Origin of the sequence: Streptomyces katrae (assembly GCF_000717655.1) — a bacterium.
GTDB lineage: Bacteria > Actinomycetota > Actinomycetes > Streptomycetales > Streptomycetaceae > Streptomyces > Streptomyces katrae_B.
This window is the reverse complement of the sequence record NZ_JNZY01000001.1, coordinates 58,301-72,589: the sequence shown is the minus strand read 5'-3', so window position 1 is coordinate 72,589 and position 14,289 is coordinate 58,301. Positions and strand designations below refer to the sequence as shown.

Below are 14,289 nucleotides of genomic sequence, written 5' to 3'. Positions count from 1 at the left end.
GTGTGGCATATCCCTCCTGGCCGGCGGAACGCTGGCCGGGAGGGGATGTAGAGCAAACGGCCGCGGGACTGATACAACCTCCCGCGACGGCCCGGCCGTCCCCTGACGGCCGCTGGTCACAATGGCGCAACATCCCTGGACCGTCTGCAACTCTCCACGCCCGCCAGGCATCACCTAGATACACGACGTAGAAATCGGGGGACTGCAATGCACCGCCAGAGATTCATAGTCCGCACGCTCGGGGTGGCCACCGCCGTCGCGCTCGCCGCGACCGCCTGCGGGCCGCAGAAGACGGAGCCGGCCGGCTCCGCCTCTTCGGTTCCGTCCGCGTCCGCGGCGGGTTCCACCCCCGAGAGCTCCCCGTCGACGGACAGCAAGCCCGCCGACGCCTCGCCCTCGCCGTCCGCCTCACAGTCGGCCTCGCCGTCCGCGTCGCCCTCGCCGACCGTCAAGGCCATCATGGCGAACGGCGACGAGAGCGAGCAGGTGCGCGATCTCCAGGCCCGCCTGAAGCAGCTCAAGTACATGAAGGTCGCGCCCACCGGCTTCTACGGTTCGAAGACGACCGCCGCGGTCAAGGCCTTCCAGACGAAGAACGGCCTGACGGCGTCCGGTGCGGTCGACGAGGCCACCTGGAAGAAGATCCAGAGCCTCAGCAAGAAGCCCACCGCCGACGAGCTGCGCCCGCCGACCGTCAACGAGGTCGACGCGCCGGACCCGCGGTGCATGACGGGCCGCGTCATGTGCATCAGCAAGGAGAGCCGCACGCTCGCCTGGATGATCGACGGCAAGATCGTCTCCACCATGGACGTCCGTTTCGGCTCCGAGAACACCCCGACCCGCGAGGGCGAGTTCAAGGTGGAGTGGAAGGCCAAGGACTGGACGTCGACCATCTACCACACGCCGATGCCGTACTCGATGTTCTTCAGCCAGGGTCAGGCCGTCCACTACTCCGCCGACTTCGCGGCCCGCGGCTACGCCGGCGCCTCGCACGGCTGTGTGAACGTCCGGGACAAGGGCAAGCTCGCGACGCTGTTCGACCAGGTGCACGTCGGCGACAAGGTCGTCGTCTACTGGTGATCCCGGGTTTCCGGAAGATCCTGACGATCCGCGTGATCCCGGCGATCCCGGTGATCCGGTCGGAGAAGTAGAGGCGCGGGCAGGGCCGGGGGAACGAACCCCGCCCGCGCCGGGTGCGCAGAGCCCAGGGGTACGGGGGGAACCCCGGCTCATACGCGGCCGATGACCAGTCGGCTCGTTATGTACTGCGCCGCAGGTTCGAAAAGTGTTACAGCCCGTTCACGCCGCCGCTCGGGACCCGCTCGAGGAGTGCTCGCGGACCACCCGAAGGAACGCCTGACAGCCGGCAGCCGCAATGGCAGCAGCCGTCAGCGCGGCTTGGGGGCCGCCGCGGACGACGCGACCGGACTCGCCGGGACGAACGTCGGGGCCTTGAGTACGGGACTCCCGTCGTCGGCCGTGCGCGGAACGGCCGGCGCACCGCTCCCGATGGGCCCGTCGAGCAGCGCCTCGCAGAAGTGCGGGATGCGCGCGAGGCCTTGCGCCAGCTTCGAGAGCCGCTCGCGGCGGTCGGAGGTCATGTGTCCCGACCGGTAGGCCTCGCACAGGTCCACCGCCTTGAGGCGGTCCTGCTTGTCCGCGTCCTTCAGCAAGGTGGTCCCGCCGGCGAAGGCGTCCTTGCCGTCCCCCGTGCCCTTGCCGCCCGCGTCGTCGTTGCCGGCGCCGCCGCCGGACGAGGTGCCGGGGCCGGTTCCCGTTCCGGTTCCGAATCCCTGGACCGCGCCCGCGTCCGCGCCCGGCGTCTGTGACGCGCCCGGGCCGGGCTCCGAGCCGTCGGTGCCGCGGAGCGGGGCGGGCCGCAGCTGCGGTGCGAGGGTCGGGCCCGCGGTGTCGCCGGCCGTCGTCGGATTCTCGTCGGCGCTCAGGGAGACCGCCGGTGCGGGACCCGCCGTGTCGTGCGTGACCCGGTCCAGCAGGCCGGCCCCTGCGGCGACCGCCAGGCTGCCGACGGCGACGCCCGCCAGTGCGGCGACCAGGGCGAACCGCGCCGGGCGGCCGCGCCGGGATGCGGCAACGGTGAGGGGGGCGGCGGCCGTGCCGAGTTCCACGAGGGGCGTGGTGTCGACGCCGACCGGTCCGGACACCCCAGGCAGTGCGGACATCGCGGCCAATCCGGGCGCCGAAGCCACCCCGGATGCTCCTGGTGCCGACGTCGCCCCGGATGCCCCGCCCGCCACGGCCCCGCCGTGCGCCGCACGGAAGGCGGCCACTGCCGCGGCCTCGCCGGGCAGTTCCACCCCGGCGGGCGGCTGCGGCGCTGCCAGCATGTCGAGGGCGGCCCGCAGCCGGGCCTCCGCTTCCTGGGCGCGCCGGTCGGCGCCAGGTGCGGCAGGGCCGCCGCGCAGCACTCGTTCCGCCGCGGCCTTGTCCAGCCACCTGTTGCGCTCGTCGGCCATCACATGTCCTTCTGCGTCCGCCAACGTGAATGCGTCACACCGGTTTGCTCTACGAGGCCACCGCCCCGGCCACGCTGAGCGGGCACGGCGTCGAGATCCCTCCCGCCCCTGCCGTCCCGCGCCTGGCCCTCGGCATTATGGCCGACCGGCCCCGCCGGATCCGAGCCCGGATCCAGGTCCGGCCCGAAGCCGTCCTCCTGGCCGAGCAGCTCGGCCAGTTTCTTCAGGCCCCGATGGGCTGCGGTGCGTACCGCTCCGGGCCGCTTGCCCAGGGTCTCGGCCGCGCTCTTGGCGTCCAGGCCGACGACGACGCGGAGCACCACGGCCTCGGCCTGGTCCTGCGGAAGCTGTGCGATCAGCGCCATGGTCCGGCCGGTCGACAGGGCCTCCATCGCCTCGCCGGCGGTGTCGCTGTCGGCGGCGCGGCCCGTCAGTTCGGTCTCGTCGCCACCGATGGCGGGGCGGCGCCCGCGCATGCGGATGTGGTCGAGGGCCCGGTTGCGGCCGATCCGGGCGGCCCAGCCGCGGAAGCGGTCGGCGTCGCCGGTGAAGGAGTCGAGGTCGCGGGCGATCTGCAGCCAGGCCTCGGAGGTCACGTCCTCCGCGTCGGCGTCCCCGACGAGCGTGCGTACGTATCCGAGCAGGCGTGGGTGCACGGCGCGGTACACAGTACGGAACCCGCTCTCGTCGCCGCCCTGTGCCGCGAGCACCGCGGCGGTCAGCTCCGCGTCGTCCCCCAGCAAAGTCCCCAACCCGTTCACTGTCTTGTACGTGTGGCGCAAATCAGCACGTTACGGCTTTCAAGTACCTTCGTCCACGTGGTGTACGGGGAGCAACCAATCGTGCGCGAAGCGGGGTGTGACACAAAACGCACTCGCGGCGCTGACAGGGATACGGGCTTGTCGCACGAGCCCGTACGGACGGCGACCGGGGCCTCTCCTGTGGGGGGTGGCGGCCTCGGTCGTCTTCCTCCTCCCCCTCCACCCCTTCCTGCGCTCCCGGCTTTCCGGCGCGCCGCCCGTCATCACGTCATCCTTTCGGCTCACTTCCGGGTGAAAACCTCGGATGGGTACGACACACCCGGTTCGGCGTCGCTAGCGTGGCGGTACACCCGCGCTACGCCCCGAGGAGCCCCCCGCTGTCCAGCCACCTTCCGGCACAGGCCCGCGGCAGCTCCGATCCTTCGCACGGCTCCGGGCTGGCGCGGTTCAACACCCTCTCCCCCGAGGCCGCCGAGGCCGTCCTGCTGCACTGCTGCGGGAGCCGGCGCTGGGCCCAGCGGGTGGCGGCGCACCGCCCCTATCCGGATCCCGGTGCGCTGCTGGCCGCCGCCGACGAGGCCTCGTACGACCTCTCCCAGGCGGACCTGAGCGAGGCACTGGCCTCGGAGTTCCCGGTGGAGCTGGACCACGGGGCCCCCTACGCCGCGCTCCTGGCGCTCGACGCGGCCCATGCGGAGTACGAGCGCAAGTTCGGCCACGCCTTCGTGATCTGCCTGGACGGCCACCCGCCGGAGGAGCAGGCGGACCAGCTCCTGACCGCGGTCCGGCGCCGTATGGAGCTCGAGGCGGACGAGGAGCGGTCGATCTCGGCGGACGAGCTGCGCCGCCTCGCCCAGGTCCGGCTCGCCGACCTGACCCATTGGCTGACCTCGCCGGACGGGGTTTCCGCCGCGGATTCCGGCTATTCGCCCCTGTGGGATAGTCCGTCCGTGCCTGTTTGATCACACCGATGGACCCGGCGCGAGGGAACCGACAAAGCGTCGCTACGATGTCCGGGGCCGGAGGACCGTACCCGGCCGGGCCCGACCGACAAAGAAGCCGGCTGGCCCCCGCCCCGCTTCCGGAGGGTTTTCCGTGCCGGCTGGAACGTTGTACCGCGGCCGGGAAGGAATGTGGTCCTGGGTGGCTCATCGAGTCACCGGCGTCCTCATCTTCTTCTTCCTGTTCGTACACGTCCTCGACACCGCTCTCGTCCGCGTCTCCCCCGAGGCGTACGACGATGTCGTGGCTACCTACAAGACTCCGATCGTCGCGCTGATGGAGTACGGCCTCGTGGCCGCCATCCTCTTCCACGCGCTCAACGGTCTCCGTGTGATCGCCGTGGACTTCTGGTCCAAGGGCCCCCGTCTCCAGAAGCAGATGCTCTGGGGCGTGATGATCGTCTGGATCATCCTGATGGGCGGGGCCCTGTACCCCGTCCTCGGTCACGCAGCTGCTGAACTGTTCGGGAAGTGACACGCGCCATGTCTTCGAACAACACGGTTTCTGACGCTTCTTCCGCCCAGGCCATCGGCGACGTGGAGGGCGTGAGCCTCTACGACGTCGACAACCCGGCGCCGTACATCGAGGCCCCGCGCAAGCGCACGGGCAAGACCCCGCGCTCGACCCGCGGCAACTTCGAGATGGCCGCGTGGCTCTTCATGCGCCTCTCGGGCATCGTCCTCGTCGTCCTGGTCATCGGCCACCTCGTCATCCAGCTGGTGCTGGACGGCGGCGTCTCCAAGGTCGGCTTCGCCTTCGTGGCCGGCCGCTGGGCGTCCCCGTTCTGGCAGGTCTGGGACCTGCTGATGCTGTGGCTCGCCATGCTGCACGGCGCCAACGGCCTGCGTACCGTCATCAACGACTACGCGGAGCGCGCGGGCACGCGGCTGTGGCTGAAGGGCCTGCTCTACACCGCCACGGTGTTCACCATCCTTCTGGGCACGCTGGTGATCTTCACCTTCGACCCGAACATCCGCTAGGCAACGGGGCTGAGGCGAATCCAATGAAGATCCACAAGTACGACACCGTCATCGTCGGCGCAGGTGGCGCCGGCATGCGCGCCGCCATCGAATCGACGAAGCGCAGCCGCACCGCGGTGCTGACGAAGCTCTACCCCACCCGCTCCCACACGGGTGCCGCGCAGGGCGGCATGGCCGCCGCGCTGGCGAACGTGGAAGAGGACAACTGGGAGTGGCACACCTTCGACACGGTCAAGGGCGGTGACTACCTGGTCGACCAGGACGCCGCCGAGATCCTGGCGAAGGAGGCCATCGACGCGGTCCTCGACCTGGAGAAGATGGGCCTGCCGTTCAACCGCACCCCGGACGGCACCATCGACCAGCGCCGCTTCGGCGGCCACTCGCGCAACCACGGCGAGGCCCCGGTCCGCCGGTCCTGCTACGCCGCGGACCGCACCGGCCACATGATCCTCCAGACGCTGTACCAGAACTGCGTCAAGGAGGGCGTGGAGTTCTTCAACGAGTTCTACGTCCTGGACCAGCTGATCGTCGAGGAAGACGGCGTCAAGAAGTCGGCCGGTGTGGTCGCGTACGAGCTCGCCACCGGCGAGATCCACGTGTTCCAGGCGAAGGCCGTCATCTACGCCTCCGGCGGCACCGGCAAGTTCTTCAAGGTGACCTCCAACGCGCACACCCTCACGGGTGACGGCCAGGCGGCCTGCTACCGCCGCGGCCTGCCGCTCGAGGACATGGAGTTCTTCCAGTTCCACCCGACGGGCATCTGGCGCATGGGCATCCTGCTGACGGAGGGCGCCCGCGGTGAGGGCGGCATCCTCCGCAACAAGGACGGCGAGCGCTTCATGGAGAAGTACGCGCCGGTCATGAAGGACCTCGCGTCCCGTGACGTCGTCTCGCGCTCCATCTACACGGAGATCCGTGAGGGCCGCGGCTGCGGTCCGGCCGGCGACCACGTGTACCTGGACCTGACGCACCTGCCGCCGGAGCAGCTCGACGCGAAGCTCCCGGACATCACCGAGTTCGCGCGTACGTACCTGGGCATCGAGCCGTATACGGACCCGATCCCGATCCAGCCCACCGCGCACTACGCCATGGGCGGCATCCCGACGAACGTCAAGGGTGAGGTCCTGGCGGACAACACCACCGTCGTCCCGGGCCTGTACGCGGCCGGCGAGGTCGCCTGTGTCTCCGTGCACGGCGCCAACCGCCTCGGCACCAACTCGCTGCTGGACATCAACGTGTTCGGCAAGCGCTCCGGTATCGCCGCGGCGCAGTACTCGCAGGAGAACGACTACGTCGAGCTCCCCGAGAACCCGGCGCAGCAGGTCATCGACCTGGTCGAGCGCCTGCGCAACTCCACGGGCAAGGAGCGGGTCGCCGACCTGCGCCTGGAGCTCCAGGAGACGATGGACGCCTGCGTGATGGTGTTCCGTACGGAGCAGACCATCAAGACCGCGGTCGAGAAGATCGCGGAGCTGCGCGAGCGCTACAAGAACGTGTCCGTCCAGGACAAGGGCAAGCGCTTCAACACGGACCTGCTGGAGGCCATCGAGCTGGGCAACCTGCTCGACCTGGCCGAGGTCATGGCCGTGTCCGCGCTGGCGCGCAAGGAGTCCCGCGGCGGTCACTACCGCGAGGACTACCCGAACCGCGACGACGTCAACTTCATGCGCCACACCATGGCGTACCGCGAGGTCGGAGCCGATGGCTCGGACTCGGTCCGGCTCGACTACAAGCCGGTCGTCACGACCCGCTACCAGCCGATGGAGCGTAAGTACTGATGGCTACCCCGACCCTGTCCAAGACGGACAAGATGGAAGAGGCGGCTGCGGCCTCCCCGTACATCACGGTCACGTTCCGGATCCGCCGCTTCAACCCCGAGATCTCGGACGAGGCGCAGTGGCAGGACTTCCAGATCGAGATCGACCCGAAGGAGCGCGTGCTCGACGGTCTCCACAAGATCAAGTGGGACCTCGACGGCACGCTGACCTTCCGCCGGTCGTGCGCGCACGGCATCTGCGGCTCCGACGCGATGCGGATCAACGGCAAGAACAGGCTCGCCTGCAAGACGCTGATCAAGGACATCAACCCGGAGAAGCCGATCACCGTCGAGGCCATCAAGGGCCTCACGGTGATGAAGGACCTCGTCGTCGACATGGACCCCTTCTTCCAGGCGTACCGCGACGTCATGCCGTTCCTCGTCACCAAGGGCAACGAGCCGACGCGTGAGCGTCTGCAGTCCGCCGAGGACCGCGAGCGGTTCGACGACACCACCAAGTGCATCCTGTGCGCCGCGTGCACCTCGTCGTGCCCGGTGTTCTGGAACGACGGGCAGTACTTCGGCCCGGCGGCGATCGTCAACGCGCACCGCTTCATCTTCGACTCGCGTGACGAGGCCGGCGAGCAGCGCCTGGAGATCCTGAACGACAAGGACGGTGTGTGGCGCTGCCGCACGACGTTCAACTGCACCGATGCCTGCCCGCGCGGCATCGAGGTCACGAAGGCGATCCAGGAGGTCAAGCGCGCCCTGATCACGCGCCGCTTCTGATCTTCGACGCGGCTGACGCTGCGGCCGACTGGGCCCCGCCCCCGGATCCACTCCGGGGGCGGGGCCTTCGCCGTGTTCACTCGTACGGGCGGAGATCGGGCCGGATGAAGCTTTCATCGGACCGGCATGCCGGGCCGATGGCAGTACGGTCGGGACCCCATCCGCAAGCAGCGGTGGTACGCCCAGGCCGGCATCCCCGTCTGCGTCGTCATCGACGACTTCGACGACTTCGACGACGAGGGCACGGTGACCGTGTTCAGCGCCCCGGACCCGGAGAAGGGCACGTACGCCACCAAGAACACCGTCGGATACGGCACTTCCGTCACCGTCCCCGACGGGCCCGCCAAGGGCGTCACGATCGGCGAGGAGCTGACGGGCCTGAGGATCGGGGTATGGGAGCGGGGGCGGCTGTGGAAAGATCGAGCGCATGAGCGACCAGCAGCCGAATCCGTACGCCAACGACAACGGGGCTCCCGGGAATGCCAGTTACGGCTATCCGCAGCCCTACCCGGCGGCCCCCGGGAGCGCCGGCTACGGCTACCCGCAGGCCACTCCGCCCGCACCGGGCTACCAGCCGACCGTCGGCGGCGCGGGCATCCCCGCCCAGGCGCAGCCGCCGATGCAGCCCCCGGCCTACCCGGCCGCCCCGCAGGGCGCCGGCGGATCCGGTCTGGCGCTCGGCGACATCACCATCGCCGGGGACCAGATCATCACCCCCTCGGGCGCGATGCCGCTCAAGGGCGCGATGTGGAACGCCTCGGACTTCTCCCGCACCGAGACGAAGATCCCGACGCACGCGGTCGTGCTCGCGATCGTCTTCTTCCTGTTCTGCCTGCTGGGTCTGCTCTTCCTCCTGATGAAGGAGAAGACCACCACCGGCTACATCCAGGTCACCGTCACGAGCGGCGGCCGCCACCACTCCACGATGATCCCGGCGGTCGACGCGGGAACGTTCCCGTGGGTGATGAACCAGATCAACTACGCCCGTTCCCTCAGTATCTGACGGGTGACGGCCGGGTCGGTGATGCGGGCGTCGTCCGGGGAGCCCGTCACCGTCCCGGGGGCCGCGCGCCCCGCCGGGACGATGTAAGGGGCCCTCTGTCACTGCTGGCAGCGGCCGAACGTCACGACGTAGGTGCCGGCCTGGCTCGCGCCGGCTCCGGCGCGGTCCGCCGCGCCCGGTTGGGCCCAGGCGCCGATCTCCCGCATCGACGGGTCGAGGACGATCTGCCGGTGGCCGTACGTGCTCACGTTCACCCACCAGTTGACCGCGGCGTTCGGGGTCCCCGAGCCGCCCCAGCCGGTGTACGTGATCTCGGCGTAGCCCCACGACCTGGGGTTCGGGCAGTAGCCCGCGGCCTTGATCCGCGTCCCCGGTGTCGAACCGGTCTGCGGGTTGGTGTGGGAATCCTTGCCGGGGCCCCACCACTTCAGCTGCACGGCCGCCGCCGAGTGCTGCTGCGCCGCGTTCGTCAGGGCCTGGTTCACGGTGAGGGCCGGGAGGCCCCGCTGCGTGCGCTGGGCATTGATGAGGCAGATCACCGCGTTCCGCGCGGCGCTGTCGTTGCTGCTGGTCGGGGCCCGGGCAGCGGCCGCGGCGTCACACGTGACCGCCGTCGCCGGCGCCGCCGAGACGGGTACGAGCCCGGCCGACAGGATTCCGGCCACGGCCAGGGTCCGTGCAGTTCTCGAGATGAGTGAAACGTGCCTGCTCAAGGAGGTCCACCTCCCCTTTCACGCCCCCGCCCCTCCAGGCTGCCACCCGCCCCGTCGCCCCGCCATCCGGGCACCGCCGCAGGCGTACGGCCCGGCGCGCCGACACCGGTCCCGCCCGGCGCGACCATTACCCCCTGACGAGGCACTCGCACTCCAAGTCCACGCATCCGGAGCACAGTTCACCCAACTCGGGCGGCGCGCTCCCCGGAGGCCGCTGCGCCGCCGATCCCGTGATTCGCCGTCGGCGGCGCGGCGACCTTTGAAATGCTGGGCCGCATGGACGAGGGGGATGCGGGCGGGCGGCCTCGACGTACCGATGGTCTACGGCGTCATGTCGTCGCGGCCGTCCTGACGTGCGCGGCGATCGGGGCTGCGGCGAAGGTGACCGAGGTGTGACGTGCCCGCCGGTAGCGTCGCCCGGATGTACCGAGAGCGACTCACGGCGTACGCCGCCGTCTCCACCCGCCTGTCCCTGCTGAGCGACCACCGGCTCCGCGCGCTGACGGCCGCCGCGACGCCCCTCGGGTCCGGTACCGGCGGCCGGTCCGCCGAGTTGGACCTCGACGGGACGCGGGTCTTCGTCAAGCGCGTGCCGCTGACCGACGTCGAGTTGCTGCCACGCAACGTACGGTCCACCGCGAACCTCTTCGAACTGCCGCTGCACTACCAGTACGGGGTCGGCTCGGCCGGGTTCGGGGCCTGGCGGGAGCTGGCCGTGCACACCATGACCACCGGCTGGGTGATCGAGGGCGCGGACGGGGGGTTTCCGCTGATGTACCACTGGCGGGTGCTGCCCGACTCCCCGCCCGGGGGTGACGGCATCGACGCGGCCGTCGCCCGGTGGGAGGGGTCGGACGCCGTCCGACGGCGGCTGGAGGCCATCGGGCGCGCTGCGTACAGCCTGGTGCTCTTCGTGGAGCACGTGCCGCACCGGCTCGGCACCTGGCTGGCGGGGCACCCCGCGTACGACTGGGCGGACCGGGCCCTGCTGAGCGGGGCGGAGTTCATGAGCTCGCGCGGGCTGGTCCACTTCGACGCCCACTTCCACAACGTCCTGACCGACGGCGAGCTCGTCCACTTCGCCGACTTCGGGCTGGCGCTCAGCAACCGCTTCGAGCTGGCGCCCGACGAGGCCCGGTTCCTGACGCAGCACCTGGGCTACGACCGCGCGTACACCGCGAGCCATCTCCTGCGGTACCACCTGCCCGGCGCCGACGAGCGCGACGACCTGGAGCACGAGGCCTTCCTCCGGGAGTGGATCGCGGGGCGCGGGCGGGACGGGATGCCGGCCGAGGCCGCCGCGCTGCTCGACCGGCACGCCGCGACGGGGCTCGTGATGGCGGGCTTCCACCGGCGGCTGGTGACGGAGAGCAAACGCACGCCGTTCCCGGCAGGAGCGGTCGCGGAGGTCTCGAAGCAGCCCTCCCCAACAAAGCTTGAACCTGTTCAAAAATAGGTCTACAGTCAGTCCTGCCAACAAGTTGAACACGTTCAAGGGGGGCGAGGGCATGGACCTCACCGTCGTCGCATACGTCATCTACCTGCTCATCAGCATCGCGCTGACCGTCTGGGTGGCCCGTACGCTCAGCCGCAACGGGCGCATCTTCATCGCCGACGTCCTGCACGGGAACGAAAAGCTCGCGGACGCCGTGAACCACCTGCTGGTGGTCGGCTTCTACCTCGTCAACATCGGCTTCGTGACGCTCTACCTGCGCTCGGACGTCGGCATCGACTCGGCCCGCCGGCTCTTCGAGGCCCTGTCGGTCAAGCTCGGCGTCGTCCTGCTCGTCCTCGGCGTCATGCACCTCGGCAACGTCTGGGTGCTGAACAAGATGCGCCGCCGCGGGATCATGGAGCGCCAGCAGACCCCGCCGGTCGCCCCGCAGGGGTGGACCGCTCCGGCCGGGGCCTGACCGATGACCGAGGCGACACCGGCGCGATCGGCCACGCACCACCTGACGGTGCTGTACGACGCCAACTGCCCGCTGTGCGTGCACATCCGGCACTGGCTCCTCGGGCAGCGCTGGCTGGTACCGCTCCGGCTGATCCCGGCCGGGTCCTACGAGGCGCAGCGCAAGTACCCGCAGCTCGACCACGCGGCGACGCTCCGCGAGATCACCGTCATCGGGGACTCGGGGCAGGTGTGGACCGGTACGGATGCCTTCATCGTGTGCCTGTGGGCGCTCGCGGAGCACCGGCCGAGGGCGAACTGGCTCGCCACCCCGGCGGGCCGGCCCTTCGCCCGGGCTGCCATGTACACGGCCTCGGCATGGCGGCAGGCGGTACGGACCGGGCCCGGTCCGGAGGGTGAAGTGGAGCCGGAGGCACCGGCCTGTGACGACCACTGCGCCGTACCCGGATAGGCTCGTACACCGTGACTGATCAGAAGGCTCCCAAGAGCGAGCAGACCCGCACGCTCATCCTCGAAACCGCGCTCCGTCTCTTCCAGGAGCGCGGCTTCGACAAGACGACCATGCGGGCCATCGCCAAGGAGGCAGGGGTCTCGGTCGGCAACGCCTATTACTACTTCGCGTCGAAGGAACACCTCGTCCAGGGGTTCTACGACCGGATCGGCGCCGCCCACCAGGCGGCGGTCCGGCCCATCCTGGACAGCGAGACCGATCTGCAGAAGCGGCTCGCGGGCGTGCTGACGAGCTGGCTGGACATCGCGGCGCCGTACCACGAGTTCGCCTCGCAGTTCTTCAAGAACGCGGCGGACCCGGAGAGCCCGCTCAGCCCCTTCTCCCCCGAATCGGAACCCGCGCGCAAGGCGGCGATCGACATGCACCGCGAGGTGCTGGCGGGCGCGAAGACGAAGGTCCCGGAGGAGCTGGCCGACGTACTGCCGGAGCTGATGTGGCTCTCGCAGATGGGGCTCGTCCTGTACTGGGTCTTCGACCGGTCCCCGAACAGCGAGAAGACGCGGCGGCTCGCGGAGCGCGGCGCGCAGCTGACGACGCGGGGCATCGTCCTGGCCCGGTTCCGGGTGCTGCGGCCGCTGGTGCGCGAGGTCCACGAGCTGTTCGCGGACTTCCTGCCGGGGATGGCGCAGACGGTGGTGTCGAAGAAGAAGCGGGCCTCCGACCCGGACCCCGGGCCCGCGTAGCGCCCGGCGCGGCATCCGGCTCCGGAAATCGGGCCTCAGAAGGCCGGTTGACGGCGGGTCAGGCCTGGTGCGAGGCGAGTTCGACGACCGTGATGTCGGACGGAGCGCCGACCCGGACCGGAGGTCCCCAGGCGCCTGCACCGCGGGAGACGTAGAGCTGGGTGTCGCCGTAGCGCTCGAGTCCGGCGACGGTGGGGTTGGCGAGCTCGGCGAGGTAGTTGCCCGGCCAGAGCTGGCCGCCGTGGGTGTGCCCGGAGAGCTGCAGGTCGACGCCGTGGCGGACGGCGTCGTGGATGACGACGGGCTGGTGGGCCATGAGCACGGCGGCCCGGGCCCGGTCGCGGTCGCCGAGGGCGGCGGTGAAGTCCGGGCCGTGGCCTTCCGTCTCGCCCGCCACGTCGTTGACCCCGGCCAGGTCGAAGTACGGGAGCGCCCGGCGGGCGTTCTCCAGGGGGATGAGGCCGAGCTCGCGGACGTGGTCGATCCACTGCTGGGCGCCCGAGAAGTACTCGTGGTTGCCGGTGACGAAGTACGAGCCGTGCCGCGCGCGGAGCCGGCGCAGGGGCTCGGCGGCGCTGCCGAGGTCGTGGACGTTGCCGTCCACGAGGTCGCCGACGATGGCGATGAGGTCGGGCTGCGTGCGGTTGACCGTCTCGACGATGCGGGTGGTGTGGGCGCGGCCGAGGACCGGGCCGAGGTGGATGTCGCTGACGACGGCGATCCGGAAGCCGTGCGCGGCGCGGGGGAGTTTGGCGAGGGGGACCCGGACGCGCTTGACGCGGGGGCCGCGGAGGACTCCGTACGTGCCGGTGGCTACGGTTCCGGTTGCTGCGAGGGCGGCTGCACCGCCGATCGCCCGTGCGACGAACTGGCGGCGGGTCGCCCCTGCGGGGTCGTGGGCCGGGGCCGCCGGGCCCTGGCTCTGCCCGGGCGGGAGCGGGTCGTCGAGGGCGGTCGCGGGGCCCTGCGGGGCTCCCCCACCCTCCCTTCCGCCTCCCCCGGACTCCGCCCGGGAGGGACCCCCACCCCGGGCTCCGTCCCAGACCCCGCGCCTCGAACGCCGACGGGGCCGGGATTCCCCGCGGGGCTGGATCCGGCCGGCCCGGCCGCGGAGGAGGAGGGCTCGTACCGGTTCGGCCAGGAGCATCGCCAGTGTCAGGTACAGGAGGACCGCGAGCCACATGTAACCCGGCCAGGCCACGGACTGCTGGAGCCAGAAGGGGGCGCCGGCGCGGCCCGTGGTGAGGGCGGCCAGCGAGAGGAGCGGCAGGGTGAACGCGAGGACGGTGCCGATCCGGCGGGCCGTGCCGCGCGGGCGCGTCGTATCCCGGACCAGACGGACCCACAGCCAGCGGTGGACCAGGACCAGCAGGGCCAGGACCAGCACTGCGATCACCGCGAAGACTGCGGTCTTCACGCGTCCGGTCCCGCGTCCGGACCCCGGCGTGATGCGCGCCGCAGCGCGAGGACGCCGCGCAACCCGATCACACCAACGGCCGTCCCCAGGAGAAAGGAGGCGATGGCCAGGAGAAGGTGGACCCAGAAGTAGGCCGTCGGCTCGCCCGCCGCGTCGAATGCCAGACCACTGGCGTCCTTCCACAGGTTCCGGACGAAAGACACCCAGATGAACCAGCTCCACACTCCGAAGGCGAGCAGGAACCAGGAGACGGCACGGCTGAGTTTCATGCCCCCAGTATCGGTT

16 protein-coding genes are annotated in these 14,289 nt (G+C 70.6%); 11 read left to right on the top strand and 5 right to left on the bottom strand.

What is annotated here, in order from left to right; all coding sequences use genetic code 11:
* Window positions 1–207 precede the first annotated feature (207 nt).
* Window positions 208–1,080, top strand: a complete 873-nt coding sequence (locus IF09_RS0100340; RefSeq protein WP_078612978.1) for a L,D-transpeptidase family protein — start codon at window positions 208–210, stop codon at window positions 1,078–1,080.
* Window positions 1,081–1,388: 308 nt separating this feature from the next.
* Here the strand turns inward: IF09_RS0100340 and IF09_RS0100335 are convergent, their stop codons facing one another.
* A complete protein-coding gene (locus IF09_RS0100335) occupies window positions 1,389–2,477 on the bottom strand; it encodes a hypothetical protein (protein WP_030290702.1) in 1,089 nt (362 codons plus the stop codon).
* Window positions 2,477–3,220, bottom strand: a complete 744-nt coding sequence (locus IF09_RS0100330; RefSeq protein ID WP_030290701.1) for an RNA polymerase sigma factor — start codon at window positions 3,218–3,220, stop codon at window positions 2,477–2,479. Before IF09_RS0100330 ends, IF09_RS0100335 begins: the two co-directional genes overlap by 1 nt.
* A gap of 356 nt (window positions 3,221–3,576) precedes the next feature.
* Between IF09_RS0100330 and IF09_RS0100325 the strand changes: the two genes are divergently transcribed.
* The 6 genes from IF09_RS0100325 (at window position 3,577) to IF09_RS0100295 (ending at window position 8,768) form a co-directional block, all read left to right on the top strand.
* Window positions 3,577–4,200 (top strand): 2-oxo-4-hydroxy-4-carboxy-5-ureidoimidazoline decarboxylase, encoded by a 624-nt coding sequence (locus IF09_RS0100325; protein ID WP_063607299.1) that lies wholly within the window; start codon window positions 3,577–3,579, stop codon window positions 4,198–4,200.
* Between the two features lie 133 nt (window positions 4,201–4,333).
* A complete protein-coding gene (gene sdhC / locus IF09_RS0100320) occupies window positions 4,334–4,714 on the top strand; it encodes a succinate dehydrogenase, cytochrome b556 subunit (RefSeq protein WP_078612977.1) in 381 nt (126 codons plus the stop codon).
* Between the two features lie 8 nt (window positions 4,715–4,722).
* Entirely contained in the window at window positions 4,723–5,220 is a 498-nt protein-coding gene (locus IF09_RS0100315; RefSeq protein WP_030290696.1) for a succinate dehydrogenase hydrophobic membrane anchor subunit, read from the top strand.
* A gap of 23 nt (window positions 5,221–5,243) precedes the next feature.
* Window positions 5,244–6,998, top strand: coding sequence for a succinate dehydrogenase flavoprotein subunit (gene sdhA / locus IF09_RS0100310; protein ID WP_030290694.1), 1,755 nt, complete (start codon window positions 5,244–5,246; stop codon window positions 6,996–6,998).
* The gene (locus tag IF09_RS0100305) at window positions 6,998–7,765 is read left to right on the top strand and encodes a succinate dehydrogenase iron-sulfur subunit (RefSeq protein ID WP_030290692.1); all 768 of its coding nucleotides are present in this window, start codon (window positions 6,998–7,000) and stop codon (window positions 7,763–7,765) included. Before sdhA ends, IF09_RS0100305 begins: the two co-directional genes overlap by 1 nt.
* A gap of 427 nt (window positions 7,766–8,192) precedes the next feature.
* Window positions 8,193–8,768, top strand: coding sequence for a hypothetical protein (locus IF09_RS0100295; RefSeq protein ID WP_030290685.1), 576 nt, complete (start codon window positions 8,193–8,195; stop codon window positions 8,766–8,768).
* Window positions 8,769–8,866: 98 nt separating this feature from the next.
* Here IF09_RS0100295 and IF09_RS0100290 read toward each other — a convergent pair whose 3' ends face one another.
* Window positions 8,867–9,433 (bottom strand): CAP domain-containing protein, encoded by a 567-nt coding sequence (locus IF09_RS0100290; RefSeq protein ID WP_234320842.1) that lies wholly within the window; start codon window positions 9,431–9,433, stop codon window positions 8,867–8,869.
* Between the two features lie 469 nt (window positions 9,434–9,902).
* On the opposite strand from IF09_RS0100290, the gene IF09_RS0100285 reads away from it, so the two are divergent.
* Genes IF09_RS0100285 through IF09_RS0100270 form a run of 4 tightly spaced genes read left to right on the top strand, consistent with a single transcriptional unit; the run spans window position 9,903 to window position 12,587 of the window.
* Window positions 9,903–10,937: a hypothetical protein gene (locus IF09_RS0100285; protein WP_051831972.1), complete on the top strand. Its 1,035-nt coding sequence runs from the start codon at window positions 9,903–9,905 to the stop codon at window positions 10,935–10,937.
* 52 nt (window positions 10,938–10,989) lie between these two features.
* Window positions 10,990–11,394: a hypothetical protein gene (locus IF09_RS0100280; RefSeq protein ID WP_030290679.1), complete on the top strand. Its 405-nt coding sequence runs from the start codon at window positions 10,990–10,992 to the stop codon at window positions 11,392–11,394.
* A gap of 3 nt (window positions 11,395–11,397) precedes the next feature.
* Entirely contained in the window at window positions 11,398–11,844 is a 447-nt protein-coding gene (locus IF09_RS0100275; RefSeq protein WP_078612975.1) for a thiol-disulfide oxidoreductase DCC family protein, read from the top strand.
* A gap of 11 nt (window positions 11,845–11,855) precedes the next feature.
* Window positions 11,856–12,587, top strand: coding sequence for a TetR family transcriptional regulator (locus tag IF09_RS0100270; protein ID WP_037633575.1), 732 nt, complete (start codon window positions 11,856–11,858; stop codon window positions 12,585–12,587).
* Between the two features lie 58 nt (window positions 12,588–12,645).
* On the opposite strand, the gene IF09_RS0100265 is transcribed toward IF09_RS0100270, so the two are convergent.
* Both IF09_RS0100265 and IF09_RS0100260 read right to left on the bottom strand, forming a co-directional pair.
* On the bottom strand, window positions 12,646–14,004 hold the full coding sequence (locus IF09_RS0100265; RefSeq protein WP_030290673.1) for a metallophosphoesterase: 1,359 nt from the start codon (window positions 14,002–14,004) through the stop codon (window positions 12,646–12,648).
* On the bottom strand, window positions 14,001–14,273 hold the full coding sequence (locus IF09_RS0100260; protein WP_030290671.1) for an SCO4848 family membrane protein: 273 nt from the start codon (window positions 14,271–14,273) through the stop codon (window positions 14,001–14,003). Before IF09_RS0100260 ends, IF09_RS0100265 begins: the two co-directional genes overlap by 4 nt.
* Between the last annotated feature and the right edge of the window lie 16 nt (window positions 14,274–14,289).